The organism is Lysinibacillus sp. OL1, from assembly GCF_004332175.1.
GTDB lineage: Bacteria > Bacillota > Bacilli > Bacillales_A > Planococcaceae > Lysinibacillus > Lysinibacillus capsici.
The window spans coordinates 18,916-45,556 of the sequence record NZ_SJDS01000016.1 but is presented as its reverse complement, the minus strand read 5'-3'; the positions used below and the strand labels follow the sequence as shown (position 1 = coordinate 45,556).

The window sequence follows — 26,641 nt, the reverse complement described above, 5'->3', positions numbered from 1 at the left end:
GAGTTTAAAACAGATGAATAAAAAATTTATGTTATTTTCCTTCGTACTTTTCATGGTATTAATTGTTTCAATGACCTTTGCTGTAATGGTTGGCTCAGTTTCAGTTACTCCGTTATATGTATGGAAAGTTATTCTTTCTAAAATTCCTTTTATACAAAATTCGATCGAGCAAGATTGGAGTCGCTCTCAGGAAATCATCATCTGGCAAATAAGAGCACCTCGTGTTTTGCTAGCAGCGATAGTAGGAGCGGGGTTAGCTATTGCAGGGGCAGCCATTCAGGCACTAGTACGTAATTCTATTGCAGACCCGTATATTCTAGGGATTTCTTCAGGGGCAGCTGTCGGCGCTACTTCTGTGATTATTTTAGGAGCCTTTTCATTTTTAGGTATTTACGCTCTTTCAGTATCCGCATTCCTTGGTTCATTACTTGCCATTGCACTTGTCTTTTTCTTATCACGTGTTGGGGGACGTGTCTCTATTTTCCGCTTGCTATTGGCAGGCATGGCTGTGTCCTTTATCTTAACGGCTATCTCTAACTTTATTTTAATGATGTCAAAGCAAGAAGGGGCCTTAAAGGCTGTTATGTTTTGGATGCTAGGTAGTTTAGCTGGAGCCAAATGGAATAATATTGTGATTCCAGCTTTCGTATTCTTTATTGTATTTGGGCTACTGTGGCTACACTATCGCAATTTAAATTTATTATTACTAGGAGAAGAGGCGGCAGTGACATTAGGCGTTAATCTTCAGCAATTCCGTATTCAGTTAATACTACTAGTATCTCTATTAACAGGTGTGCTTGTCGCAGTTAGTGGTTCTATAGGATTTGTGGGATTAATTATTCCCCATATTGTGCGTTTAATTGTGGGCTCAAACTATAAATACGTAATACCTATCAGTGCTTTAATAGGTGGAATATTCTTAGTGTGGGCAGATGCCTTTGCTCGAATTATTATTGCTCCTCAGGAAATGCCAATTGGTATTATTACAGCTTTTTGTGGAGGACCATTTTTCATTTGGCTTCTCCGTCGTAACAACTATTCTTTCGGTGAAGGAGATTAACTTCCATGACATTAGAAGCGAAACAAGTATCATTCTCCATTTACGATCAGCGTATACTGCATGATGTAAGCATTCAAATAAAAGAAAAACAATTTGTTGGATTAATTGGTCCTAATGGGAGCGGAAAATCAACATTGTTAAAAAATATGTATCGTCTCCTAAAACCTGAAAGTGGATCGGTAGTATTAAATGAGCAAGATATATTAAAGCAATCAAGTAAAGCAATTGCGAAAAATTTGGCTGTTGTAAGCCAAGAGACACCCGTATTATTTGATTTCACTGTGCATGATTTAGTCAGTATGGGAAGAACCCCACATAAAAAGCTGTTAGAGCTTGATCAAGAGAAAGATTTTCAAATTGTTAAAGAGGCTCTTAGGCAAACGGGCATATCGCATTTAGAGAAACGAAGCTTTAGTTCGCTTTCTGGTGGCGAGAAAAAGCGTGTCATGGTTGCAAGGGCACTCGCTCAACAAGCACAGATATTAATATTAGATGAGCCGACGAATCATTTAGATATTCAACATCAACTTCAACTTATGGATTTAATTCAGACTTTGCATTTAACCGTAGTAGCAGCTTTACATGATTTGAATATTGCTGCTATGTATTGCGATCAAATTTACGTTTTACAGCAAGGGCGAATAGTTTGTCATGGTACACCAGAGGAAGTACTTACGCCAACAGTGCTGCAAGATGTATTTGGTGTTTTTGCGGATATTCAAATCCATCCAATGACAGGGAAGCCGTATCTTACATATGTTCCTGAACAGTTCACGAAGGGGTTTAGCCAAATATAGAAAAGTGTCATCTTCTATTAGATACATAAAACATCCTTTAAGGAGTGACTGTATGCAAATAGCCTTTACGAAAATGCATGGTATTGGCAACAGCTATATCTATCTTGATCTTTTCCAACATGATTACAAGGAAGATATCTTTTGTGTATTGGCTCAAAAAATGGCCAATGTCCATACTGGTATTGGCTCAGATGGATTGATTATTATCCAACCCTCTAAAATTGCTGACTGTGGTATGCGTGTATTTAATAAAGATGGATCTGAGGGGACAAATTGTGGTAACGGTCTTCGCTGTGTTGCTAAGTATATTTTTGAACGTCATATTGTACGACAAGAGCTAATTACGATTGAAACGAAATCCGGGATTATGCTGGCACAGGTAGTGGTGCAAGACAATCGTGTAATAGAAGTGATTGTCGATATGGGCAAACCTCTCTTATTGCGCAAAGACATTCCGATGTTAGGAAACCCAAATGAGCTTGTCATCAATGAGATATTTCCTTTACCTCAACAGTCTCTTATGGTAACTGCTTTGTTTTTGGGCAATCCGAATACTGTAGTTTTTGTGAATGCGATCGAGCAAGCACCATTAAGAACATTAGGCGGTATTATAGCAAACGATATGAGATTTCCTTATCGCTGCAATGTTGAGTTTGTAGAGGTTGTTCATGAGAAGGCATTAAAATGCTGCGTTTGGGAACGAGGTTCGGGTATAACAGAGGCATGTGGGACAGGTGCTTGTGCAGCGGTAGTGGCTGCTATATTAAATGGTTTTTGTCAGAAGGGGGAAGAAATAGTAGTCCAACTTAGTGGTGGTGACTTAGCCATACGATGGGCTGACAATGACCATATCTGGATGCGTGGTCCTGCAGCATTTATTGCAGATGGTATTTATGAATTTTTATCTTAATTACTCCCATCCTTCTTCGTCATGCCATTTTAAATAAATGAATACAGGACGCCTCCGATTTAAGGGTGGCGTCCTATATTGTAAAGCCATTAAGATACTGCTTTTAAGCCTGCTACACCTATGATAATTGCTATGATACTGATAATACGTGATAGATTTTTGGATTCGCCAAAGAAAATGATATTTACGAGTACAGCTCCAACAGTACCAATTCCTACCCAAACAACATAGGCAATACTTAACTGCAAATAGTTGAAGGATGTATATAAAAGGGCAAAGGACACACCAAAACCACCAATATATAACATTAAGTTTCGTAATGTTTTATACTGACTATAGAAGCGTAAGCCAACCACACCTATAATTTCAGACAATGCAGCTAAGATAATAAGTACCCAACCCATTATACATTCTCTCCTTTCGTTTGCACCTGCTCTTTAGAGGAATTATCCGCTAATTTTAGACCAATCACACCTAATAATAAAATAATCATGAACAGTCCTTTAACGGCATTAAATTCTCCTTCGAAAATGAAAATATCCATTAATGTGGTACCGATTGCACCTGCTCCGGCGAAAATAGCGTAGACTGTACCAGTAGGTAAGCTCTCACAAGCCTTCGATAAGAAATGAAAATCTATAGCAATGATTGTCACAATAATTATCCAATGCCACCATGAGCTTGCTACGTTAAAGCCAAATACCCAAAGCAATTCAAATAAACTTGTTAAAACGACGTACATCCATTCTTTTTTCATCAATAAAATCCTTTCTATTAGGCAATGTAATGACTGACATTCAGTCATTTTTGAGGTAAAAGAGAACGTCACTTTTATGGGTGACGTAGGCCAAGTGCGTGAGATAGGAAGTCTATAAGCTCAAGCTTGAGCAATTTCATTGTTTCGTCCTTGCTATCATCAAATAAATAAATTTGTTCAGCAGCAGATTCAATTAGACCAATCATCAGTTTAGCAGAACGTGTTGGGTCAATTGAATCACGTATCATTCCCTGTCGCTGGCCAGATAGTAAGAAATGACTCATCCAGTCATAATAGGGTGCATATATATTTTCCCATTCTTTTAAATGCTCAGTTTGCGCAATACCTGCATAAATAAGTGCAACGATGTCTCCATAATCTTTCGTGATTAAGAAAATCATTTCCACAACCTCTTCAAGTTGCTGTTCAAAGGGCTTATGACTTGAAATACCTTCATCTAAGGTAGCAATAATTCTTTCTACCATATTTTTTGCAATAGCAGGCATAACAGAAAGGCGTGATGGGAAATAAAGATAAAATGTTCCTTGAGCGATCCCAGCAGCTTTAACGATATCTGAAACCTTTGTTTTTTCTATACCTTTTTCTCGAAAAACCTCAATGGCAGCTTGAATAATTTTTTCTTCTTTTGACATGCAATCCCTCACTTTTGCCTTACTTAATTATTATGTTATAGAATAAGAAAAATAATGTCAATAAAAATGACTGATTATCAGTCATTTTTATTATCCAATGTTCGTTTGTCATTCCACAATTATGCGTAAGAGTATATTTTCTATATTTCGGGGAATTGTATAATTGAAAGGATTGATAACCATGAAAGAAATTAAGTTTGCACAATTAGACCCGCAGCAACTAGAAAAAATTAATGAGCTTGAAGAAAAGATTGGTGTAACATTAGTTGCCTATGATGCTTCCTCCACACCATCACACGGTTCTGGCGCTTTTGAGTCAAATAATAGCACTACTACAAATCATCCATCATAATGAAGTGAGAAATGCCTTGCAGTAATGTAAGGTATTTTCGTTTTATAGAATGTATTTAAAGGAGTGTTTGAATTGAATGAATTCTATGCTGATTTACATATTCATATTGGACGTACTTCTAGTGGAAGGGCAGTGAAAATTACTGGCAGTAAAACGTTAACATTAGCACGAATTTTAGAGACGGCTAGTGCAAGAAAGGGATTAGACATCATTGGGATCATTGACTGTCACTCACCTGAAGTAATCGAAGAAATGGTGAGGATGATTGAACAAGGAGAACTGCAAGAACTTAAAGAAGGTGGTCTGCGATTTCAGGAAACGACTTTAATTCCCGGATCAGAGATCGAAATTTATGATCAACATTGTCAGGGTCCTATTCATGTGCTTGCTTACTTTCCTACACTAGAGCTCATGAAGCTGTTCTCAGAATGGATGTCACAACATATGAAGAATATCCATTTAAGTTCACAGCGTATTTATTGTGATGGCAAGACCTTGCAGCAAAAGGTGCATGAATTAGGAGGTATTTTTATTCCTGCACATGTATTTACACCATTTAAAAGCTTGTTTGGCAAAGGGGTTCGTCGAAGTTTAACTGAAGTCTTTGATCCGGAGCTTATTGATGGCATTGAATTAGGTTTAAGCTCTGATACAAATATGGTAAGTCATATTAAAGAATTACAAGCATATACATTCGTTAGCAATTCTGATGCACATTCGCTTGGAAAATTGGCACGAGAATATCAAAAGTTACGATTAGCAGAAGCAAATTTTACAGAATTAAAAATGGCCCTGCATGAGCAAGAGGGACGAGCAGTAATAGCCAATTATGGCCTAAATCCTTTGCTTGGTAAATATCATCAAACAGTTTGTGCAAAATGTAGTCAACAGCTAAGTAAAGAAGCTACCATTTGTACAGAATGTGGGAGTAATCAAATTATAAAGGGAGTAGCTACCCGTATACAGGAGCTATCTGAAGACTTTCCCAATAAACGAAATAGACCACCTTACATTCATCAGATACCACTTGATTTTATTCCAGGTATTGGTCCTAAAATGATGGAACGTTTAATCGAAGCATTTGGTACAGAAATGAATATTTTGCATCGAGTAACAATCGACCAGCTTGAACAAACTGTACCACATAAACTAGCCCAATTAATCGATTTAGCGAGAACGGGTCAATTAGCCATTGAAGTTGGTGGAGGTGGGATTTATGGAAAGATACAGGTTGATTAGATAAAAAATGAAATATTTCAAAAAGATTGTTGTAATTTAACCTATTTTTATCATTCCTCTAGTAAAATAGTGAAAACAACGACTATTTTATAAGTAGAGGAGAGAGTAAATGCGATTATCAAAGAAATTTCGTTTTTTAGCTTCAAGTGTATTGGCTTTGCAATTAGCTATACCTGTAGCAGCTAGTGCAGAGGAAGGGCAGGGTGACCATATAGCACCAAGTTGGGTTGTACAAACTGATTATGTGGCACTTGGTGATTCATTAGCACATGGGATGAATGAAGTTGGTGGAATTGGATTAGGCTATACCGATTTTATTGCACAGGCATTACAGCAAGACGGCTTCCTTACTTCCTTTAATAAGGGCTTTGCTATGTCAGGCTACACAACTAAAAATATTTTAGCTGATCTACAAAATGATGTGGCAAAAACAGTGACTGGTTTTGGCTATACAGAGGAACAGGCAAAGTTACGAGCTTCTATTAAAGAAGCTGAAATCATCACATTAACAGCTGGGGCAAATGATCTATTGCCAATATTAAAAGAATCCCAAGCAACGGGAATTGACACGGTGGCTATCATAAAAGCTACTAAAGAAGCTGTATCGAACATTGCTACTATTCTATCTGAAATCAAAAAGATTAATCCACAAGCTGAAGTATATGTAATGGGCTATTATAATTCCTTCCCATACTATAGTGAGAACTTACAAAAACAATTTAATCTGTTATTAGCTACATTGAATTCAACAATCAAAACAACTACTGAAAAAGCGGGCGCTATTTTTGTTCCTACATATGATGTTGTTGCAAAAGATGTTGCCAACTATCTACCAAACCCTGAAAATATTCATTTAAGTGAAGCTGGTTATTTAGCGGTAGCAAATGAAGCATTTTTACCAATCATTAAAACAAGCTCTTTATGGGATGTCACGCAGGCTATTGGAGTAGATGTAAAAGATCGTACAACTGTTAAGGTTAGCTGGCAAGAAGCGACAGATAATGTAGGCATAGCAAATTACCTTGTCTATGTGAATGGAAAATTAACTTCAACATTAAATGCTGACACTACTACGATTACGCTCACAGATTTAATAGAAAATACTAGCTACAATGTATCTATCAAAGCAATTGATGCTGCTGGTAATGAAAGTGTTCAAAATCCTACAGTAACGTTCACTACGAAAGGAACAGTTAGCTTTACAGATACACAGAATCATTGGGCAAAAGATTATATTCAAAAAGCCGCAAATACAGGTTTAATGAATGGCTATACAGATGGAACATTTAGGCCTGAGAGTAGTGTAACACGTGCCCAAGCTGCAGCAATTCTTGTAAGAAGTCTTGGCTTAACTACAGAAGAAAAAGCACCATTTACTGATATCACAAATTATGATGCAGCAACCCAATCAGAAATTGCGGCAGCATATGTACATGGTCTTATTAAAGGAACAGATGGGAAATTTAAGCCCGGACACCCTGTGACACGGGCTCAATTAGCTTTAATGATTCATCGCGCCTATGAACAGCAATCTAATCAGCCGTATATTGCAAAAGGCAATGTGCCATTTGTAGATGTTGCTTCATATAATGCAGAAACCAAACGAGCCATCACAATGCTGTATGAATTAGGAATCGTGACAGGGGATGGAGGCAAATTTTCACCTGAGGCTGTCACAACAAGAGGTCAAGCAGCTAAAATATTTACCAATCTTAGTCAGATACTCATTCAATAATCATTAAAAGGTAGGGGGATTGTCTCCTCTACCTTTTGACGTTTTCGTAAAAAACGAAGTTAAAGTCTAACTAGATAAAAGGAGAATGGGATGTTGTCATTTATATTATCTGCTAAAAGATTAGGAAAAGGTTTGTGGAGGTCCTTTAAACGTCCACAGTTCCTTTCATTATTTACTACACTATTTTTAATCATTCTATCAGGAACTCTATTCTATAAGGGGACAGAAGGATGGTATTGGTTGGATGCCATGTATTTTGCTGTAGTGAGCTTAATTCCAACTGGAGTCGAAACAGGACTATATCCAACAACGGCTTATTCTAAAGTATTTACAATGATTTATTTAATTGTTGGTACAGGAGTAATGTTTATCATGTTATTAATGTTGGGACGCTCTATCGTAGATTTTTCTCTTGATGAAGAAGAAAAAGAAGAGGTTAAAAAACGTTTGAAAAAGTAAAATAGCAGTACAATGAATTCTTTTGGACGATTCATTGTACTGCTATTTTTTATGATAGTTTGGCAATAATGCCTTCTTCGTCATCTAAAACAAGTTCAATCCCTGTCGAGAATGGATCACCATGTAGAACATCCTTGATCCAAACACGTAAGGCACCAATCATGGCTGCTGTATTAAGCACCTCGATTTGACCGTTGACTTCGACCTCTGCACCAAAACCTGCATCATCCTCGTAAGTCAATTCAACAAGAACATCCTCAGGGCGAATGCTTTGATAGTAGGCTTGAGATAAACAAATAGCATTAATAATATCTTGTTCACTGATTATTTGTGCCATTGTGCTTCCTCTTTGCGCTTTTTATCTTTAAATATATTCATTATCTTCACAACAAGCATCACAATAACAACAATTGCTGCCACATTAATGAGTAAACCTAAAATATTCCCCAGTATACCCATACCACTAAATAGACTACCGAATAATAATCCAGCAAGTCCGCCAAGCATTAATCCTTTCATCAGACCACCTGAGAAAAAGCCACCTTTTTTAGTAGTATCTGCTTTATTAGTAGATGTTGAGTTGTTTTTATTTGTTGTTGCATTGTTTTGATCTTTAGTAGTATCCGATTTTTGGATATTCGAGCTATTATTATTGTTAGAGAAGCCCTTTTTACCCGATTTATAGGATTTAGCTTCTGCCGTTGGTGTATCAGAAATAAATAATGTTGCACCAACAGTCGAAAATATCAGTGTCGCTGCAAAAAGAGCGGCAAGAATTTTTTTCATTACATACATTCCTCCAATATAATTTTTAATCTAATCATAAACTAGTTCTTATATAGTAATATTACATGAACTATATTAAAAAATAAAACAAACGCTTTCAAAAATTAAGCTATATCAAAAAATATGGACAAATAGTGGCAGATGTAATGATTGTAGAAATTATGCAATAGGAAGGAGTGAAAAAATGCTACTAACTTTATCAATCTTCCTTACCATTTTTATCATTTTGTACCTAACAGAAAAAAGGCGCTTTCTCAACGTTGTAGCCCTTGGCCTGATAGGGATATATATTGTCAGAGCGTTTATTATTCATTATCCTTTATTGCTGCCAAATGATCAGGGGATTATTTCTGAAATGGGGATATTCATTATATTAGGAAGCTTTCCAAGTATTATGTTTATTTTATCAATAGCCATGTTTTTTAATAGTAAAGTATTATTGGAAAAGGAAGGACGCAAATTCCGTAACTTAATGTTAGCCATATTAGGGCTAAGTTTTGTTATTATGATGTTATGGTATGTATTCGTCATTTTTATTGAAATTGAAAATGTATTTTGGCATATTCTTTTCTTCTATGCGTTTTTGATTTTTGGTTATACAATGTTCTTATACACTAGTGTCCTTGCTTATTCAATATTGTATCTTCTTACACCAATACGTTATAAACCAAATTACATTATTGCATTAGGTTCAGGATTAATTGGCGATAGAGTACCTCCACTTTTAGCAAGCCGATTAGATGAAGCAGTAAAGCAATATATAAAGTATGAGATGAAGCCTTATATCATTGTCTCTGGTGGTCAAGGAAATGATGAAAAGGTATCAGAAGCATATGCAATGAAACAATACCTAATAGAAGTACATCATATTCCGACTAACAAGATAATAATGGAGGATTGTTCAGCCAATACAGAACAAAATATGATCTTTTCAAAGCAAATAATGGACCACCATTCTCATGGAGTTAACTATCGTTCCATTTTTGTTACGAATAATTTCCATGTGTTTCGCGCAAGTATTTATGCTCGAAAAGCAGCATTAGATGCCGAGGGAATTGGCTCAAAAACTGCTTTTTACTATGTTCCGAATGCATTCACACGAGAATTTATAGGTTTATTAGCCATGTATAAATGGACCCATGTCACAGTATTTTTAATTATTACGCTATTCGTAGGCTTACTATTAAGAGCATATGTGTAACCAAACTTCAACTGTCTTCCATATAATAGTGGTAAGGCAGTTTTTTACATAGTGTGCAAGGGAGGAAAATAATGTACGAGCAAATTTTAGCCAAGCGAAATAAAGAACGAATAATTTCCCTACAAAATCTTACACAAACTCAAGATCAGTGGTTTGCTCAAAATATAAAATTACTTACATTCGCTGAAGTTAACCTAACAGCCTTGCAGAAAATACTGTATCAAGTAGTACGAGGGTTATTAAAAGAACAGCAACAACGTCATTTGCAGATTGTCCATACAGTGCAATCTCAATCGATACAGGAGAATGTATTAACGCTGTTGGCAGAATATGATGATGTCTTGCGCGATGCCATTCCACAGCCTATCTATATACTCATTTGGCAAATTTCTTCGCTAGAAAAGTTAAAAAACAGTATAGAAGTAGTAGATGATGTGCTTGATATTGTAGAGTGGTTTTTTTGCCATCAAGATGAACAAGTTGCTGCTCTAGATGAAGAGGACTTAGATCATGAGCTGATTATTGATTTGTATAAAGAAGCGGTTGAAGAGCAGGATGGAGATGCCCAATATCAACTGGGCGAATACTATAATTCTAGAGAGGGTAAACATTTTCAACCTGAAAAATCATTGAAATGGTTTGAGCTAGCTGCTGTCCAGGGAAATGCTGATGCTCAATATATGCTTGGGAATTTTTGCTTTGGGGGCATAGGTATGGAGGAGAATTATTCCCTTGCCTTTTCATACTATGAAAAGGCAGCTTTGCAGGGACATGCGGATGCTGCCAATAATTTAGCAGATATGTACTTTAATGGCGAGGGCGTATCAACGAATTATACATTGGCAAAAAAATGGTTTGATTATGCTGCACAAAAGAATGTGGCAGAGGCAATGTTTACGTTAGGAATAATTTATGAGCAGGGGTTAGGCGTTGAGGTAGATGAGAAAGAAGCTTTTAACGCCTATAAAAAATCAGCTGAGGCAGGGTATGTGGAAGCACAATATCGACTTGGTGGAATTTATTTAGAGGGGCGCTTAGGCCAAGCGAAAGATGTCAATCGTGGTCTGTTTTGGTATGAAAGAGCTGCGGAACAATATCATGTAGATGCCTTTTATGATTTAGGTTATATATGGAGTAATGGTCTTGCTGGAATACGCAATCTTGAAAAAGGTATTCATTGGTTTAAGCAGGCTGCACTTCAAGGAGATGTAGAAGCCAAGCTACAATTAGGGCATATTTTTAATAAAGATACAGGGTTAGATAGAAATCTAAAAGAAGCTATTAAATGGTATGGACTCGCGGCAGATGCAGGATCCGAAGAAGCGGCTAAAATATTACAGGAACTTAAAGGATTGTAAATTTAGTGTTAAAAAAACATAGGCTTTTAGAATGATTTATAAAGCTATGGAGTATGGGTATTTTAGTCTGAAATAAACTACTGTATATGGGTATGTAGATAGATGGTAATTCAGGGTAAAAAATATTAATATAGTGAAATTTGAAGATGTTCGATAAAAAAGTAGAATAAATATAAAGCAAGTAAGCATAATAAACAAAAAAATGGTTAAAAAAGCTACCCAATAATATTGTGGTAGCTTTTTTATAGTTTATTACGCTTTATTTAACAACAAGGACTTTTTATACATTTTGTGTAAAATAATGGTATTAATAAGATTGACAGTCATTTATAAAATGATTAATGTAAATGAGTGATTTTGAAAAGAAGCATACGTAAATAATTTACTGTTAGTCATGTAGGACTATATCTGTTTGCTGAGAGCATATGACCTTAGGCTAAATTAGCAAAGGGGTACCCGACATACTTTTGGAGGAAGTCTGTCATACGGAATTGCGCTATCGAATGTAACCATTAAATCTGACTAATCTGATTTTACCGGTATTTTTTCGTGTATCCATCAATATGTTAAAAGGATTTGATGTTTCTCAGCCTGATGAAAGTAAACGGAATGAAAGAGGGAAGATGTGTGATTTTTCAAAGACAGAGAAAGACGAAGGTATTGGATTTACAGCAATACACAGTGAAAATGGATTTGTCCTCTCGTCAATCGATGGCGAAGCAAATTGAAATGCTGAACTTAACGAAGAACGACTTACAATATTTAAAAGCTTTCCAGCCAATAGTTATGGATAATGTAGATCACATCGTAAACCGTTTTTACAACATGATTGGAACAGAGCATCATTTGGTAGATATCATCAGCCATCATAGTTCTGTAGAAAAGCTTAAAGTAACATTACGGCAGCATATTATTGAAATGTTTAACGGAACCATTGATGAGATGTATTACCAAAGGCGTGTAAAGATTGCAAAGGTGCATGTCCACATTGGGCTTAGAACACAGTGGTATATCTGTGCATTCCAAGATTTATCGATATCATTTATAGATTTAGTCGAAAAAAATATAGAATTTCCACAAGATCAATTTAATACGATCAGAGCTATATCGAAAATTTGTAATTTTGAGCAACAACTCGTTTTAGAAGCTTTTGAAAACACTGTAGAACAACTGAAAGAAAAAATGGTTCATGAAAAAGAAGCGATTGAACGACAGATTGTAGATTCTTCGGAAGCACTTGCAGCTATCTCGCAGGAAACCAATAATTCTTTTTGCTGCTTAAGTAAGCAATCTGACGAAATTAAACATTTGGCAAAAAAATCACTCGATGTGTCTACACTGGCTGAAAACCAAGCACTTGAGGGTCGCGAGCGTTTAAAAAATCAATCACAAAATATGCTCAATATTAGTCATTCTCTTCATGATATAGAAGAAAATATTGAACAATTATCAGGTATGTCTAAGGAAATGGAAACAATTATGAGTGTTGTGACCAATATTGCGAATCAAACGAATCTATTGGCTTTAAATGCTGCAATTGAAGCAGCACGTGCTGGGGAAGCGGGAAAGGGCTTTAGCGTAGTGGCCGATGAAGTACGTAAATTATCAATTCAGACAAAAGAATCTGTTACAGCGGTGGCTTTGTTATTGAAAAAGACAGGTGAACGAACAGAGAAATTAGAGTATTCTTTGACCAACATTCAAGATGAAGTTGCAGCAGGTGAAGAAAATATGTTACAAACTGAAGGCCAATTTACGAGTATATTGGGAGCCATGACAGAAGCAAAAGATCAAAATGAGTGTATGGCAACAAAAATACAAGCAATTGTAGGCATATTAAGTGAATTAGGCACTTCATTTACTGAGGTAACAAATTCAGCTGAAAAATTAGCGAGCTTTGCGCAAAATTTAAAAGGATAGACTACTAACATTTACATTCTATTTTTAGACGTAATAAACACTATAGTACCTATTTAAATGTTTGTTGTGAAGTTATCGCTATAGAGGATCAATTTTATAGAGATTCAGAAAGTAAGAGCTATTTCACTGATGAAATAGCTCTATTTTTGCTAAATTTGTAAAGGGTTTAACGTAATTTTCAATGAAAAAAAGATTATACTGTAGAAAGAATGAATATTAGGGGCGGTTATGATGAAAACAGTTGTTGTTTTAGGCGGCGGTATTACAGGACTATGTACAATGCATTATTTGCAACGTCAAGTGAAGGAACATAATTTAGATGTTCGTCTAGTGCTTATAGAAAAAAATACATATTTAGGAGGCAAATTATATTCAGCACATGAACAAGGTTTCATCATGGAAACGGGTGCTGATTCTATTGTAGCCCGTCATCAAGGCGTTATGGAACTCGTGCAGGAGCTTGATTTTGAGGCGGAATTAGTTTACAACGAAACAGGTATTTCTTATATTTATACGAATAATGAGTTACATGCTATTCCGGCAGATTCAACTTTCGGAATACCGATGAGTGTAGCATCCTTAGAGGAAAGTACACTTATTTCCGAGCAGGGAAAAAAAGAAGCGTTGAAGGATTTAACATTGCCAAACAATGGCTTCACAAAGGAAAGTTCTATCGGTGAATTTTTAACTTACTATTTAGGAGAGGAACTGGTGAAAAACCAAATTGCACCAGTCCTTGCAGGTGTTTATTCAGGAGATTTACATCAGCTTTCTATTGGCTCTACTTTACCGTATTTAATTGATTATAAGAATGATTTTGGAAGTATTATTAAAGGCTTTGATGCGAATCGTGAGCAATTTGTTAAAGCAGCGAACAAAAAATTTATATCCTTTAAAAATGGTTTATCTTCTTTAATTAATCGACTTGAACAAACCTTATCCGATGTAGAAATTATCAAGGGTGTTACTACACTAAATGTTCAAAAACAAGATAAGAACTACACAATTTCTTTAGCTAATGGTGAAATTATTGAGTCAGATTATGTCGTTTTAGCATTACCGAATGATTCTGTCCAAAATCTGCTACAGGATGAATCTTTAAACCGCTATTTTAACCAATTTACGACAGCGTCAGCAATTACTATCTATTTAGGTTTTGATGTGCCAGACGCTAAATTGCCAGCAGATGGAACGGGCTATATTGTTTCCCATAATTCAGACGTTACTTGTAATGCAGCAACTTGGACTAGTCGTAAATGGAAGCATACATCGAAAGAAAATAAATTACTTGTGCGACTCTTTTATAAGAGCATCAATCCAGCCTATGAGCAACTACGTGCCATGACTGATGAAGAATTGGCAGCAGTTGCTTTAGAAGATGTGAGAAAGAGCCTAGGAATAGAGGAGCAGCCAACTGTTGTGAATGTAACAAAGTGGATTGATCAAATGCCTAAATATGATTTAGCGCATCGTGAAGCATTACAAGGACTACTACAAGAATTACATGAGAACTATCCTAATTTATCGATTGCAGGGTGCTCATATTTTGGCGTAGGTATTGGTGCTTGTATTCAAAACGGGAAAAAAATTGGCGAAGAGCTTGCAAATGAACTTGCCAATTTCTAAGATTTTAAGTGAAAAAAAACTTTGTTATGTGAAATAGTCTTGACTCATTCGTCAGTAAACGATATGATTCTTTTAATTATTTAAAAAATTCATACTTAATTCTTATCAAGAGAAGCAGAGGGACTGGCCCATTGAAGCTTCAGCAACCAACTTTATTGTCAGGTGCTAAATCCAGAAGACCGTTGAGTCGAAGATGAGAAGGAACAACAATGATGAATCGTTAAAGCCTTCTTTTTTTATGAAAGAAGGCTTTTTATTATATAGAGACATAGGAAGAGAGGCTAATTTTATGGGATTGCTTGAAAGGTTAAAAACGCATGTATTGACGGCAGACGGTGCAATAGGCACAGTGCTATATGGCTATGGATTGGAGTATTGCCATGAGGAAATGAATGTTCAGAGACCCGAGTTAATTGAAAAGATTCATAGAGAATATATTGCAGCTGGTGCTGACATCATTCAAACGAATACGTACGGTGCAAATGCCATTAAATTAGCTCGCTATGGATTAGAATCAAAAGTCCAACAATTTAATGAAGCTGCTATCACCATCGCAAAACGAGCAGCGGCTGATGGCGGTCAATTTGTTTTAGGAACAATTGGTGGTATTCGGGGAATTCGTAAAAGTGATGCAACCTTGGATGAAATATTAGCGACTATTGAAGAACAAGCAAGCGTCTTACTTGCAGGGAATCCAGATGGCCTTTTACTTGAAACTTATTATGATTTTGAAGAATTAACAGCAACCTTAAAGATGCTACGAGAAAAAACAAAATTGCCGATTATTGCACAAGTTTCTATGCATGAGCCCGGTGTTCTACAAAATGGGATGTCTTTAAATAATGCTCTCCATGAGCTTGAAGCCCTAGGTGCTGATATTGTTGGTGTCAATTGTCGACTAGGTCCACACCATACTATTCTAGCATTTGAAGGTGTAGAACTTCCTAATAAGGCATTTATGTCGGCCTATCCAAATGCATCACTTCTGGACTTAGAGGATGGGCGTGTCGTTTATGAATCAGAAGCTGATTATTTTGGTCGAGCGGCTGTTGAATTGCGTGATCAAGGTGTACGTTTAATAGGGGGCTGCTGTGGTACAACACCCAAACATATTGCAGCAGCAAAGAAGTATTTAGAAGAGTTATCACCGGTTCAGGAGAAGCATGCGAAACCTGAAAAGATTGAGATTGTTCGGGAAGCGGAGCCAACAAAGTATGAGCCTCTTCATGAAAAGGTTAAACGTGAACGTTCTGTCATAGTAGAGTTGGATACACCTAGACATTTAGAGATTGACGGGTTCCTTGAAGGAGCAAAGCAATTATATGATGCAGGTGCAGATGTAGTTATGATGGCAGACAATTCATTGGCCTCTCCACGTATTAGCAATATTGCAATGGGAGCATTGTTGAAGAGCACACATGGTGTACGTCCACTAACTCATATTACATGTCGCGACCGTAATTTAATTGGTCTACAATCTCATTTAATGGGGTTAAATGCTTTAGGTATTCATGATGTGTTGGCTGTTACGGGTGATCCAACGAAAGTAGGAGATTTCCCAGGTGCGACAAGTGTTTATGATGTATCTTCAATGGAGCTAATCCAATTAATTAAGCAATTAAATGGAGGGGTCTCTTTCTCAGGTAAGCCACTTCGAAAAAAAGCAAATTTTTCAGTTGCTGCTGCATTTAATCCAAACGTCCGTGTGTTAGATCGTGCTGTGACACGCTTAGAGAAGAAAATTGAGCATGGGGCAGACTACTTCATTTCTCAACCAGTATATACGAAAGAAAAAATTGTAGAGATTTATGAGGCAACAAAGCATTTACAAGCTCCAATTTACATCGGTATTATGCCTGTTACGAGTTATAAAAGTGCTGAATTTTTACATCATGAAGTACCAGGTATCAAATTATCTGAAGATGCCTTAACAAGAATGAAAGCATGTGGAGAAGATAAGGAAAGAGCGACATTGGAGGGGATTGCCATTGCTAAAGAATTAGTAGAAGTGGCTACACAATATTTCAATGGCATTTACCTTATTACACCATTTTTACGTTACGATGTGACACTAGAGTTGATGAAATATATAGAGCAATTGGATGAACAGAAAAAAGGAGTAAGTATACATGGCTAAGCACTCGATTGAAGAGCAACTAGAGAAACGTATTTTAATTCTTGATGGCGCAATGGGAACAATGCTACAAAATGAAAATTTATCAGCAGAGGATTTTGGTGGCGAGGAACTTGATGGCTGTAACGAAAATCTTGTGCTTACTAGACCAGATGTTATTGAAAAAATTCACCATAAATACTTAGAGGCAGGCGCAGATATTATTTGTACAAATACATTTGGTGGGACGCCTCTTGTGTTAAATGAATATGATCTTGGCACAAAAGCAGAAGAAATTAATAAGCGTGCAGTGGAAATTGCTCGCCAAGCAGTGGATCGTTATTCGACATCGGATTGGCCACGTTTTGTCGCAGGTGCTATGGGACCAACAACAAAAACGTTATCAGTAACTGGTGGTATTACATTTGATGAGCTAGAGGAAAATTTTTATGTACAGGCAAAGGCATTAATTGAGGCAGGAGCTGACGTTTTGTTATTAGAAACAAGTCAGGATATGCTCAATGTCAAAGCAGGCACACTTGGCGTAAAGCGCGCTTTTGCATCAACTGGCAAAGAGCTACCTGTCATGATTTCAGGAACAATAGAACCGATGGGTACAACGCTTGCAGGGCAAACAATCGATGCCTTTTATATTTCAATTGAGCATATTAAACCAATATCAGTTGGCCTAAACTGTGCGACAGGACCTGAGTTTATGACGGATCACATTCGTTCATTAGCAGAGCTTTCAACAGGCTATATTAGCTGTTACCCAAATGCTGGCTTACCAGATGAAGAAGGGTGTTATCATGAATCACCAGAATCGCTATCGCAAAAATTAAAAGGTTTTGCAGAAAAGGGCTGGCTTAATATTGTAGGTGGATGTTGTGGGACGACACCTGCTCATATTGCAGCCATTCGTGAGGTCTTAAAAGATGAAAAACCTCGTCAATTACCAGAAAAAACACATGGTCATGCGGTATCAGGAATTGAACCATTATTATATGACGATTCTATGCGTCCGTTATTTATTGGGGAGAGAACAAATGTAATCGGCTCTCGTAAATTTAAGAATTTAATCATTGATGGGAAATTTGAGGAGGCCGCAGAGATTGCACGTGCTCAAGTCAAAAATGGTGCACATGTTATCGATATTTGTTTAGCCAATCCTGATCGCGATGAATTAGCCGATATGCGTGGGTTTATGCAGGAGGTTGTAAAAAAGGTTAAGGTGCCTCTTGTGATTGACTCAACTGATGAAAAAGTAATAGAGGAAGCATTAAAGTTTTCACAAGGGAAAGCCATCATTAACTCTATTAATCTAGAGGATGGTGAAGAACGATTTGATGCAGTATTACCACTTGTGAAAAAATATGGTGCATCGTTAGTTGTTGGAACGATAGATGAAAAGGGAATGGCGGTTGACCGTCATCGAAAGCTTGAAATTGCCGAGCGTTCCTATCAACTTTTAACAGAGAAATGGGGGATTGCACCAGAGGATATCATTTTCGACCCATTAATGTTCCCTGTAGGAACTGGAGATGAGCAGTATATTGGTTCAGCGTTAGAAACGATTGAAGGCATTCGTCTCATCAAAGAAAAATTGCCGCAGACATTGACAGTACTTGGCGTAAGTAATATCTCATTTGGCTTACCACCAGTTGGCCGTGAAGTACTGAATGCTGTTTATCTCTATCATTGTACACAGGCGGGCTTAGATTATGCCATTGTTAATACAGAGAAATTGGAGCGTTATGCATCCATCCCTGAAGAGGAAATCAAACTCGCAAATGACCTGCTCTTTAATACAAATGATGAAACATTAGCAGTGTTTACAGATTTTTATCGAGATAAAAAGAAGGAAAAAACGGAAGCGGATATTCCGAAAACGGTTGAAGGTCGTTTAGCTTACTATATATTAGAAGGTACCAAAGAAGGGCTAATTGAGGATTTAGACGCTGCAAGGGAAATCTTCGAGGCGCCACTTGATATAATTAATGGTCCTTTAATGGAGGGTATGGCTGAGGTAGGTCGATTATTTAATGATAATCAACTCATTGTAGCAGAGGTTTTACAATCAGCAGGTGTGATGAAGGCCGCAGTTGCTCATTTAGAGCAATTCATGGAGAAGGATGAAGAGAGTGCCGGAAAAGGAAAAATGGTACTTGCTACGGTAAAAGGCGATGTTCACGATATTGGGAAAAACCTTGTTGATATTATATTAAGTAATAATGGCTATAAGGTAGTCGATTTGGGCATTAAAGTAACCCCTGCCCAATTGATTGAAGCGATTCGTAAGGAAAAACCTGATTTTATTGGGCTGTCAGGTTTACTCGTGAAATCAGCGCAACAGATGGTTATTACTGCTCAAGATTTTAAAGAGGCGGGAATTGATGTTCCTATTTTAGTTGGTGGTGCTGCACTTTCACGTCGTTTTACTGAAACAAAAATTGCAGATGAATATGGTGGTCCTGTTATTTATGCAAAGGATGCTATGCAAGGCTTAGAGCAAGCGAATCTATTAATGGGTGAAGGGACACGTGAAAATTTCTTAGCAGAAATTGAAGAATCCCGTCAAAAACGTTTAGCGGCCGATGAAAAACGAGCTGCTCGTCCAGCAAAAGAGGTAACAATAAAGCCTGCACGAACAGTAAAAGGAGCGCCAGTATTTTTACCAGCTGATTTACGACGTCATGTGAAAAAAGACTATTCTGTATCTCATTTATATCCTTATGTTAATATGCGTACATTATTGGGACACCATTTAGGCTTGAAAGGGCAAGTTCAGCAATTGCTTGATGCGGGTGATTCAAGAGCAACAGAGCTCAAGGATTTAGTAGATGATTATTTAAAAAGTGATCTATTAAAGCCATCTGGTTTGTATCAATTTTTCCCTGCTCAAGCAGATGGTGATGATGTCGTTGTGTATGATCCTGCTGATAGTAAGACAGAAATTGAACGTTTTACCTTCCCTCGTCAGCAAGTTGAACCATTTTTATGTCTTGCAGATTTCTTAAAAACGGTAGAGAGCGGTGAAATGGACTATATTGCACTCATGGTTGTAACAGCAGGTCAAGGAGTTATGGCTAAAGCACGCCATTTAAAAGAGGCTGGGAAATTTCTTGAAAGTCATGCCTTGCAATCGACTGCTTTAGAATTAGCAGAGGGCTTTGCTGAACGTATGCATCAGGAAATTCGTGACCAATGGGGCTTCCCTGATGCAACAGATTTCACTATGAGAGATCGTTTTGCTGCAAAATATCAGGGTCAACGCTTTTCATTCGGATATCCTGCATGTCCTAACTTGGAGGATCAAGAGAAACTATTCGGCCTATTAAAACCTGAGGATATTGGTGTCCATCTTACAGAAGGCTTTATGATGGAGCCTGAAGCATCTGTATCTGCAATCGTTTTTGCTCATCCTGATGCTCGCTACTTCAATGTTTAAGGCATAAATAAGAGGAGGTAGATAGTCTATTCAATGACTGTCTATCTCTGTTTCTTTATAGAAGAAAACAATTTGGTTAAGGGAAGTGAGCAGAATGATACGATTCATGGAAGAAAGAGATATTCCCGAGGTTTTGGTTATCTATAATGATATTATTTTAACAAGCAAGGCTGTCTATCGATACGAAATACAAACTTTAGATGAAAAAGTACAGTGGTTTAGGGAGCAACAAGCATTAGATAATCCTTTACTTGTATTTGTGGATAATGGGCTTGTCGCTGGCTTTGCTACCTATAGTCAATTCCGTCCTTACCCAGGTTATAAATATACAATGGAGCACTCTGTCTATGTGCACAAAGAACATTATCAAAAAGGGATTGCGACAAAGCTCATGAACAAGCTGATAGAGATCGCTGAAGAAAATGGTGTCAAAACGCTTGTTGCTGGTATTGATGGAGAAAACATTGGTAGTATTAAAGCACATGAAAAATTAGGCTTTGAATATGCAGGAACCATTAAAAATGCAGGCTATAAATTTGAACAATGGCTAGACCTTGTGTTCTATCAACTTCATTTGACTGGACCGAAATCATAAAAGGATATGACAAATGTCATATCCTTTTTGTGATGTTTGCGTCTGTTACTGACTTGTACTCTTGTTTTATGATGAGGTCATAAGAAAAAAAGAAACGAGGGAGTAAAAGATGGCAACTATTAAAGAAAAAACAAAAAAGTTACGCCAAGATGTAGCGCCATTTGCCAAATCAGATACGCGTAAAAGTGTTTTTCAGATTATAAATACAATTGTACCGTTAATTGCATTATGGGTGGCTGGTTACTTGTTAGTGGATGTATCACCTTGGCTAACAGTCGGCTTAAGTGCTATTTCAGCAGGTTTTGTCGTACGAACTTTTATTATTTTTCATGATTGTACACACGGCTCATTTTTCAAAAGTAAAAAGGCAAACGACTGGGTTGGATTTTTTACTGGGGTGCTAACATCATTCCCTTATGAAAAATGGAAACGTGAACATACAATTCACCATGCAACAAGCTCAAACTTAGACAAGCGTGGTATCGGTGATATTGATATGATGACAGTTGAAGAATATATGCAAGCCTCAAAAGGGCAACGTCTATGGTACCGCTTCTATCGCAATCCATTTGTGATGTTTGGATTAGGCCCACTTTATATGGTTCTTGTCTTAAATCGTTTTAATCGTAAGGATGCGAAGAAGAAGGAACGTCTCAATACAATTTTAACGAATATTGTCATTGTGGGAATTTGTGCCGCTTTAATTTTCTTCATGGGCTGGCAAGCGTTTTTATTAGTGCAAGGCGTTACTTTATTTATTGCAGGTTCTTTAGGAATTTGGTTATTTTACATCCAGCACACGTATGAAGATTCTTATTTTGAACATGATTCAGAGTGGGATTATGTGAAAGCCGCAGTTGAAGGAAGCTCCTATTATAAATTGCCAAAACTTTTACAATGGGTAACAGGGAATATTGGCTTCCATCATGTTCATCACTTAGCTCCTCGTGTACCTAATTATAATCTTGAAAAGGCACACAATGAGACACCGCCATTACACATGGCAACGACGATTACTTTACGTACGAGTTTAGAATCACTACGTTACAAGTTATATGATGAAGATCAAGGTAAATTTGTGACGTTTAAAGAAGTAAATGAAATTATAAAACGTAAAGCAAGAGGCAGTATTGCCGCTTAGTTGAAAACAGCCATCTCTGCAAGGGAGATGGCTGTTTTATATAAAGAGAGGAATATGGGTCAAAGCATGTACAGGCATAAATTTAATATTCTTGTTATAATAAGGGAAAAGTAGGAAAGAGCGTGAGATTATGTTGAGGAAATGGCATAGTATTATTCCGAATAGTCCGATGCTCAGTGTATATTTGTGGATAATTTTTTGTTTCCTACCGTTTTTCTTCATTTTTAGGAAATCATCTTATATCGAAATATCGATAGGCATTACATTTTTAATGCTCTATTTTATCTTCTATCGATTTGCCATGAATTCGAAAAGCGGTTTAGTTTATATGTGGATTAGCTTTGAAATGGTCATAAACATTATTATGACCATCTTGTATGGCTATGTCTATTTGTCCATTTTCACAGCATTTTTTATTGGCAATATCCGAAGACCCGTCGGCTTTTATATTATGTATGGTCTACATATTGGATTTACAGTTATTTCAACGGGTGCTGGATTTTTTGTAGAGCTCAACCTATTTTTATCGCAGTTGCCTTTCGTTGTATTAACTATTTTAGCTGTTGTCCTTTTACCGCTAACGCTTTATTCCAAAAATAAACGTGAAAATTTAGAGGGACAGTTAGAAACAGCCAATGAACGTATTGCTGAGTTAATTGTTTTTGAAGAACGACAAAGAATAGCTCGAGATTTGCATGATACATTAGGACAAAAATTGTCCATGATTGGTTTGAAGAGTGATCTAGCTTCTAGGCTGATTGAACGAGATCCCCAGCAGGCCTTGATTGAGATTAAGGATATACGCCAGACGGCTAGTATTGCTTTAAAAGAGGTTCGGGAATTAGTTTCAGATATGCGCACAGCAAAATTTGAAGATGAGATCATGCGTATTTCACAAATGCTAAAGGCAGCTGAAATGGAGTTTGTCTTTGAAGGGGATAAAAACGCACTGCAAGTTCCACCACTTGTAGAGAATGTTTTATCTATGTGCTTAAAAGAGGCGGTTAATAATGTTGTCAAACATAGTGGAGCAACAAAATGCGAAATTGCCTTCCATCAAAATTTTAAAGAAGTTTACTTAGTAGTGCGAGATAACGGACAGGGCATTACGAAAAAACAAGCCTGGAGAACTGGTAATGGATTGAAAGGAATGCGGGAACGTTTAGAGTTTATTAATGGGTCCTTCAAAATTGAAAGTGTTGAGGGGACCACATTAACAGTAACTATCCCAGTAGCTATTACGCATCAGAATGTCAAAGACAATCTGAAGAACATATAGAAAAGAGGATTGTGACATGATACGAATTGTGATTGCTGAAGATCAGGGGATGCTATTAGGCGCGCTTCGCTCTTTACTTAGTATGGAGGAGGATATGGAGGTTGTTGGCTTAGCAAAAAATGGTGAGGAAGCATTGATGCTTGTGGAAGAGCATCAGCCTGATATTTGTATTATGGATATTGAAATGCCAGTGAAAACGGGACTAGATGCAGCAGAAGAAATGCATAGCACTGGCTCAGGTTGTAAAGTCATTATTTTAACTACATTTGCTAGACCTGGATATTTCGAACGTGCTAGAAAAGCGAGTGTCAGAGGCTATTTATTAAAGGATAGCCCTATAGAGGAGTTAGTGAGCGCAATCCGTACAATCATGGACGGTAAACGTATTTATGCACCAGAGCTCGTTGATTTTGTCTATGAAGATGATAGTGAAAATCCTTTAACGGAGCGAGAGAGTCAAGTACTGACACTTGTAGCAGAGGGCAAAACGACAAAGGAAATTGCTGCTGAGCTGTTTTTGTCTGCTGGCACAGTTCGTAACTATATTTCGACGATTTTAGAAAAACTAAACGTTGGCAATCGAATTGAGGCCATTGCACGCTTTAAAGAAAAAGGATGGAATAAATAAAATGAGAACCTTATCGCATCATAAGCGAAAAGGTTCTCATTTTTTTTACTTATTGCGTTTAGTTAAACGGCCAAGAACGAATGCACCTGCTGCTACTGCAAGAACAGTATTCGTTTTTTTCGTAAATACTTGTTTTGTGACAAGATTAAGGTTTTGAGGACGCTCAGCTAAACGGCGCATGAAATAGCCGTACCAATCTTCACCGAATGGAACGTACACACAGAAGTTATAGCCTTCTTTTGCAAGCTCTTTTTGCATATCAGTACGGAAACCATATAGCATTTGGAATTCAAATTTATCAAGCGGAATATTATGATCAGCTACAAAGCGTTTTACGTGCGCAATGATATTGTGATCATGAGTTGCGATTGATGTAAATTTACCGTTTAGTAGGTGATATTCAATCAACTCAATAAAGTTTAAATCAATATCTAATTTGTCTTGATAAGCTACTTCAACTGGCTCTTTATAAGCACCTTTTACGATACGTAAACGGTAGTCCTTAAATTTTTCAATATCATCTTTTGCACGGTAAAAGTATGATTGGATGACTGTACCAACATTATTAAATGTTTTCGATAATTCTTCCACCATATCGAAGGAAGTTTGTAGACGTCCATAGTCTTCCATATCAAAGTTAACAAAGATATCGTATGAAGCGGCTTTCTCTACAATCTCATACAGATTGTCATAACAAAAATCAACATCAATATCTAAGCCTAATTGAGATGGCTTTAATGAAATATGTGCAGCTACACCGTTTTCGTGAATAGCTTCGATCACAGTAAGGATTTTTTCTTTAGCAGCAGTCGCTTCTTCTTTACTTGAAACAAATTCACCTAGATTATCTACTGTACAAGAAATATTATGTGCATTTAGTTCTTTGATGCTTGCAATTGTTTCTTCGATATTTGTACCAGCTACTACACTTTGTGCTCCTAATTTTAGGCCATATTTCTTTGCAGCACTATTTAATAGTTGGTTCTCAGATAAGTGGATGAAAAAATCGCGTAATAACATGGTCATTCTCCTAACTGCATTTTCTTTTTAGTATAACATAAATTTTTTAAACTATATTACATTCAGCCTAACAATTATTTCATTTCAAGTATTTGCATACGTTCATTAAATAGTGCAGGATAACTTAAAAAGCCAATCATAACGCTGGATAATGTTGCAGTTGTTAAGAGAGCAAAGATAATTAATAGTTGAAATTGGACTGCCTGAAGAGGGTCGGCTCCCCCGATAATTTGACCACTCATCATACCTGGTAGCTGTACTAGCCCGATTGTTTTTTGACTCTCAATCGTAGGAATCATACTAGCTTTTATGGCATGAATTAATTGGCGATGAATAGCCTGTTTTGGTGTGCCACCTAGGGATAGTATTAGTTCCATTTGATCCTTATGGTTAATAATTTCAGCTGTAAAACGATTTAAGAATAAAATGGATAGCACCATGGAATTACCAATTAGCATCCCGCTAATGGGAATGATATACTGAGCAGTTGCTGGAACAATATGAAAGCCTAGCAAAACACCTTGTGTAATTATTTCTATCATGACAAGGGTCAGTGCTATCTTCCAGGTGATTCCTTTAATACCTGCTCCTTTTTTTCGTGCATTTAACGTGGCCACGATAATCATTAGTGCTACCATCAGGAAAATATAACTATAACTATTTGCATCAAACACAAATTTTAATATATAGCCAACAGCAAGCAATTGAATGATGGAGCGTAATGTTGCAATAAGCGTATCTTTTTCAAGGTCTAATTTTAATATTTTGGATAATAGTAAAGGGATACAAACAAAAATTAATGTCAGTGATAAGGCTGTATATGTCATTTGTTAACCCCCTGTACAAACTCGGCAACACGTGGATTTGTTGGTGCATTGAGTAATGAACTTTTACCAGTTTCAACGAGCTCCCCATTCATCATCACCCATGTATAGTGACCAATCGTTAGCGCTTGTTGCAAATTATGGGTAATCCAAATCATGGTGACATTGTATTTTTTGTTAATGGTGACAATCAATTTTTCAATATCCTGAACGGATTGACGATCCAAGGCAGACGTTATTTCGTCTAATAATAAAATAGAGGATTGATTGATAAGTGTTCGAGCGATGGATACCTTTTGACGTTGTCCGCCTGATAGATCATTTGTAGATTGATGCAGGAAGCTTTCGTTTAACCCAACGTCCTCTAAATATTGAATAGCCTCCTGCTGCAAAAGTTTCTGTCCTTGCAGTGTGCGGGGAAGTGCAAGATTCTCTAACACTGTACCTGCTATCATAGGAGCTGCCTGTAAAGCAATACCAACATGCCTTCTTAAAGCTGTTGGATCATATGTAGAGATAGGTTGATTATCAACGAGTATATGCCCATTTGATGGTGAGAGAAGGCCATTACATAACTTAAGTAATGTTGTTTTTCCAGCGCCAGAGGGGCCAACGAGCGTGGTGATTTGCCCTTTTGGAAATGACCCAGTAATTGACTTTAATATCATTTTGTCATTTACTGAAAAATGAACTTGTTGGAAGTGAATGGCAGGTTCATATAACATATTCATCTATTGAAA

Annotated in this window: 25 protein-coding genes and 1 riboswitch; of the genes, 17 read left to right on the top strand and 8 right to left on the bottom strand. The window is 36.9% G+C overall.

The features are described 5' to 3' along the window. Positions 1-13: 13 nt before the first annotated feature. Genes EW028_RS21550 through dapF form a run of 3 tightly spaced genes read left to right on the top strand, consistent with a single transcriptional unit; the run spans position 14 to position 2,767 of the window. The gene (locus EW028_RS21550) at positions 14-1,060 is read left to right on the top strand and encodes a FecCD family ABC transporter permease (protein ID WP_048394957.1); all 1,047 of its coding nucleotides are present in this window, start codon (positions 14-16) and stop codon (positions 1,058-1,060) included. 5 nt (positions 1,061-1,065) lie between these two features. Next, positions 1,066-1,857, top strand: coding sequence for a heme ABC transporter ATP-binding protein (locus tag EW028_RS21545; protein WP_131522345.1), 792 nt, complete (start codon positions 1,066-1,068; stop codon positions 1,855-1,857). Between the two features lie 52 nt (positions 1,858-1,909). Next, positions 1,910-2,767 (top strand): diaminopimelate epimerase, encoded by an 858-nt coding sequence (gene dapF, locus EW028_RS21540; protein ID WP_131522344.1) that lies wholly within the window; start codon positions 1,910-1,912, stop codon positions 2,765-2,767. Between the two features lie 89 nt (positions 2,768-2,856). On the opposite strand, the gene EW028_RS21535 is transcribed toward dapF, so the two are convergent. From EW028_RS21535 to EW028_RS21525, 3 genes are all read right to left on the bottom strand, one after another. Continuing rightward, complete coding sequence (locus EW028_RS21535; RefSeq protein ID WP_131522343.1) at positions 2,857-3,171, bottom strand: DMT family transporter; 315 nt, start codon at positions 3,169-3,171, stop codon at positions 2,857-2,859. Then, positions 3,171-3,524, bottom strand: a complete 354-nt coding sequence (locus tag EW028_RS21530) for a DMT family transporter (protein WP_131522342.1) — start codon at positions 3,522-3,524, stop codon at positions 3,171-3,173. Before EW028_RS21530 ends, EW028_RS21535 begins: the two co-directional genes overlap by 1 nt. Positions 3,525-3,598: 74 nt before the next feature. Then, the gene (locus tag EW028_RS21525; protein WP_131522341.1) at positions 3,599-4,177 is read right to left on the bottom strand and encodes a TetR/AcrR family transcriptional regulator; all 579 of its coding nucleotides are present in this window, start codon (positions 4,175-4,177) and stop codon (positions 3,599-3,601) included. A 181-nt stretch (positions 4,178-4,358) separates the two neighbouring features. On the opposite strand from EW028_RS21525, the gene EW028_RS21520 reads away from it, so the two are divergent. The 4 genes from EW028_RS21520 to EW028_RS21505 all read left to right on the top strand — a co-directional run bounded on the left by EW028_RS21520 (position 4,359) and on the right by EW028_RS21505 (position 7,962). Next, positions 4,359-4,529, top strand: coding sequence for a hypothetical protein (locus tag EW028_RS21520; RefSeq protein WP_175400775.1), 171 nt, complete (start codon positions 4,359-4,361; stop codon positions 4,527-4,529). Positions 4,530-4,601: 72 nt separating this feature from the next. Then, positions 4,602-5,768 carry an endonuclease Q family protein gene (locus EW028_RS21515; RefSeq protein WP_131522339.1) on the top strand — a complete coding sequence of 389 codons (1,167 nt, stop codon included), beginning with the start codon at positions 4,602-4,604 and terminating at the stop codon, positions 5,766-5,768. 109 nt (positions 5,769-5,877) lie between these two features. Then, positions 5,878-7,503 carry an S-layer homology domain-containing protein gene (locus EW028_RS21510; protein ID WP_131522338.1) on the top strand — a complete coding sequence of 542 codons (1,626 nt, stop codon included), beginning with the start codon at positions 5,878-5,880 and terminating at the stop codon, positions 7,501-7,503. A 90-nt stretch (positions 7,504-7,593) separates the two neighbouring features. After that, positions 7,594-7,962: an ion channel gene (locus EW028_RS21505; protein WP_193767437.1), complete on the top strand. Its 369-nt coding sequence runs from the start codon at positions 7,594-7,596 to the stop codon at positions 7,960-7,962. Positions 7,963-8,011: 49 nt separating this feature from the next. On the opposite strand, the gene EW028_RS21500 is transcribed toward EW028_RS21505, so the two are convergent. Together EW028_RS21500 and EW028_RS21495 are read right to left on the bottom strand one after the other, a co-directional pair. After that, the gene (locus tag EW028_RS21500) at positions 8,012-8,299 is read right to left on the bottom strand and encodes a DUF2653 family protein (protein ID WP_131522337.1); all 288 of its coding nucleotides are present in this window, start codon (positions 8,297-8,299) and stop codon (positions 8,012-8,014) included. After that, positions 8,287-8,748 (bottom strand): hypothetical protein, encoded by a 462-nt coding sequence (locus tag EW028_RS21495; protein ID WP_131522336.1) that lies wholly within the window; start codon positions 8,746-8,748, stop codon positions 8,287-8,289. The genes EW028_RS21500 and EW028_RS21495 overlap by 13 nt, the downstream gene beginning before the upstream one ends. Positions 8,749-8,932: 184 nt before the next feature. Here EW028_RS21495 and EW028_RS21490 point away from each other — a divergent pair, with 184 nt between their 5' ends. From EW028_RS21490 to EW028_RS21445, 10 genes are all read left to right on the top strand, one after another. Next, positions 8,933-9,949 (top strand): YdcF family protein, encoded by a 1,017-nt coding sequence (locus EW028_RS21490; protein ID WP_131522335.1) that lies wholly within the window; start codon positions 8,933-8,935, stop codon positions 9,947-9,949. Positions 9,950-10,020: 71 nt separating this feature from the next. Beyond that, positions 10,021-11,307: a tetratricopeptide repeat protein gene (locus EW028_RS21485; RefSeq protein WP_131522334.1), complete on the top strand. Its 1,287-nt coding sequence runs from the start codon at positions 10,021-10,023 to the stop codon at positions 11,305-11,307. A gap of 627 nt (positions 11,308-11,934) precedes the next feature. Next, on the top strand, positions 11,935-13,227 hold the full coding sequence (locus EW028_RS21480; RefSeq protein WP_131522333.1) for a globin-coupled sensor protein: 1,293 nt from the start codon (positions 11,935-11,937) through the stop codon (positions 13,225-13,227). Between the two features lie 231 nt (positions 13,228-13,458). Beyond that, positions 13,459-14,853: a protoporphyrinogen oxidase gene (locus EW028_RS21475; protein ID WP_131522332.1), complete on the top strand. Its 1,395-nt coding sequence runs from the start codon at positions 13,459-13,461 to the stop codon at positions 14,851-14,853. Positions 14,854-14,952: 99 nt separating this feature from the next. After that, positions 14,953-15,053: riboswitch (SAM riboswitch) on the top strand. An 89-nt stretch (positions 15,054-15,142) separates the two neighbouring features. Next, entirely contained in the window at positions 15,143-16,990 is a 1,848-nt protein-coding gene (locus tag EW028_RS21470; protein WP_131522331.1) for a bifunctional homocysteine S-methyltransferase/methylenetetrahydrofolate reductase, read from the top strand. Further along, complete coding sequence (metH, locus tag EW028_RS21465; RefSeq protein ID WP_131522330.1) at positions 16,983-20,414, top strand: methionine synthase; 3,432 nt, start codon at positions 16,983-16,985, stop codon at positions 20,412-20,414. The genes EW028_RS21470 and metH overlap by 8 nt, the downstream gene beginning before the upstream one ends. A 94-nt stretch (positions 20,415-20,508) precedes the next feature. After that, a complete protein-coding gene (locus EW028_RS21460; protein WP_131522329.1) occupies positions 20,509-21,009 on the top strand; it encodes a GNAT family N-acetyltransferase in 501 nt (166 codons plus the stop codon). A 109-nt stretch (positions 21,010-21,118) separates the two neighbouring features. Further along, positions 21,119-22,150 carry a Delta(5) desaturase DesA gene (gene desA / locus EW028_RS21455; RefSeq protein WP_054548858.1) on the top strand — a complete coding sequence of 344 codons (1,032 nt, stop codon included), beginning with the start codon at positions 21,119-21,121 and terminating at the stop codon, positions 22,148-22,150. 130 nt (positions 22,151-22,280) lie between these two features. After that, on the top strand, positions 22,281-23,429 hold the full coding sequence (locus EW028_RS21450) for a sensor histidine kinase (protein ID WP_422655536.1): 1,149 nt from the start codon (positions 22,281-22,283) through the stop codon (positions 23,427-23,429). 16 nt (positions 23,430-23,445) lie between these two features. Beyond that, positions 23,446-24,057: a response regulator transcription factor gene (locus EW028_RS21445; RefSeq protein WP_048394990.1), complete on the top strand. Its 612-nt coding sequence runs from the start codon at positions 23,446-23,448 to the stop codon at positions 24,055-24,057. 45 nt (positions 24,058-24,102) lie between these two features. On the opposite strand, the gene EW028_RS21440 is transcribed toward EW028_RS21445, so the two are convergent. From EW028_RS21440 to EW028_RS21430, 3 genes are all read right to left on the bottom strand, one after another. Next, complete coding sequence (locus EW028_RS21440; protein WP_048394992.1) at positions 24,103-25,077, bottom strand: proline dehydrogenase family protein; 975 nt, start codon at positions 25,075-25,077, stop codon at positions 24,103-24,105. Between the two features lie 74 nt (positions 25,078-25,151). Next, a complete protein-coding gene (locus EW028_RS21435; RefSeq protein ID WP_131522328.1) occupies positions 25,152-25,904 on the bottom strand; it encodes an ABC transporter permease in 753 nt (250 codons plus the stop codon). Beyond that, entirely contained in the window at positions 25,901-26,632 is a 732-nt protein-coding gene (locus EW028_RS21430) for an ABC transporter ATP-binding protein (protein WP_131522327.1), read from the bottom strand. The genes EW028_RS21435 and EW028_RS21430 overlap by 4 nt, the downstream gene beginning before the upstream one ends. Positions 26,633-26,641 lie beyond the last annotated feature (9 nt).

What these genes read in the sequence shown, in the direction of transcription:
- EW028_RS21550 (WP_048394957.1), top strand. Translation starts at nt 14, where the DNA reads ATGAATAAAAAATTTATGTTATTTTCCTTCGTACTTTTCATGGTATTA.
- EW028_RS21545 (WP_131522345.1), top strand. Translation starts at nt 1,066, where the DNA reads ATGACATTAGAAGCGAAACAAGTATCATTCTCCATTTACGATCAGCGT.
- dapF (WP_131522344.1), top strand. Translation starts at nt 1,910, where the DNA reads ATGCAAATAGCCTTTACGAAAATGCATGGTATTGGCAACAGCTATATC.
- EW028_RS21535 (WP_131522343.1), bottom strand. Translation starts at nt 3,171, where the DNA reads ATGGGTTGGGTACTTATTATCTTAGCTGCATTGTCTGAAATTATAGGT.
- EW028_RS21530 (WP_131522342.1), bottom strand. Translation starts at nt 3,524, where the DNA reads ATGAAAAAAGAATGGATGTACGTCGTTTTAACAAGTTTATTTGAATTG.
- EW028_RS21525 (WP_131522341.1), bottom strand. Translation starts at nt 4,177, where the DNA reads ATGTCAAAAGAAGAAAAAATTATTCAAGCTGCCATTGAGGTTTTTCGA.
- EW028_RS21520 (WP_175400775.1), top strand. Translation starts at nt 4,359, where the DNA reads ATGAAAGAAATTAAGTTTGCACAATTAGACCCGCAGCAACTAGAAAAA.
- EW028_RS21510 (WP_131522338.1), top strand. Translation starts at nt 5,878, where the DNA reads ATGCGATTATCAAAGAAATTTCGTTTTTTAGCTTCAAGTGTATTGGCT.
- EW028_RS21505 (WP_193767437.1), top strand. Translation starts at nt 7,594, where the DNA reads ATGTTGTCATTTATATTATCTGCTAAAAGATTAGGAAAAGGTTTGTGG.
- EW028_RS21500 (WP_131522337.1), bottom strand. Translation starts at nt 8,299, where the DNA reads ATGGCACAAATAATCAGTGAACAAGATATTATTAATGCTATTTGTTTA.
- EW028_RS21495 (WP_131522336.1), bottom strand. Translation starts at nt 8,748, where the DNA reads ATGAAAAAAATTCTTGCCGCTCTTTTTGCAGCGACACTGATATTTTCG.
- EW028_RS21490 (WP_131522335.1), top strand. Translation starts at nt 8,933, where the DNA reads ATGCTACTAACTTTATCAATCTTCCTTACCATTTTTATCATTTTGTAC.
- EW028_RS21485 (WP_131522334.1), top strand. Translation starts at nt 10,021, where the DNA reads ATGTACGAGCAAATTTTAGCCAAGCGAAATAAAGAACGAATAATTTCC.
- EW028_RS21475 (WP_131522332.1), top strand. Translation starts at nt 13,459, where the DNA reads ATGAAAACAGTTGTTGTTTTAGGCGGCGGTATTACAGGACTATGTACA.
- EW028_RS21470 (WP_131522331.1), top strand. Translation starts at nt 15,143, where the DNA reads ATGGGATTGCTTGAAAGGTTAAAAACGCATGTATTGACGGCAGACGGT.
- metH (WP_131522330.1), top strand. Translation starts at nt 16,983, where the DNA reads ATGGCTAAGCACTCGATTGAAGAGCAACTAGAGAAACGTATTTTAATT.
- EW028_RS21460 (WP_131522329.1), top strand. Translation starts at nt 20,509, where the DNA reads ATGATACGATTCATGGAAGAAAGAGATATTCCCGAGGTTTTGGTTATC.
- desA (WP_054548858.1), top strand. Translation starts at nt 21,119, where the DNA reads ATGGCAACTATTAAAGAAAAAACAAAAAAGTTACGCCAAGATGTAGCG.
- EW028_RS21450 (WP_422655536.1), top strand. Translation starts at nt 22,281, where the DNA reads ATGTTGAGGAAATGGCATAGTATTATTCCGAATAGTCCGATGCTCAGT.
- EW028_RS21445 (WP_048394990.1), top strand. Translation starts at nt 23,446, where the DNA reads ATGATACGAATTGTGATTGCTGAAGATCAGGGGATGCTATTAGGCGCG.
- EW028_RS21440 (WP_048394992.1), bottom strand. Translation starts at nt 25,077, where the DNA reads ATGTTATTACGCGATTTTTTCATCCACTTATCTGAGAACCAACTATTA.
- EW028_RS21435 (WP_131522328.1), bottom strand. Translation starts at nt 25,904, where the DNA reads ATGACATATACAGCCTTATCACTGACATTAATTTTTGTTTGTATCCCT.
- EW028_RS21430 (WP_131522327.1), bottom strand. Translation starts at nt 26,632, where the DNA reads ATGAATATGTTATATGAACCTGCCATTCACTTCCAACAAGTTCATTTT.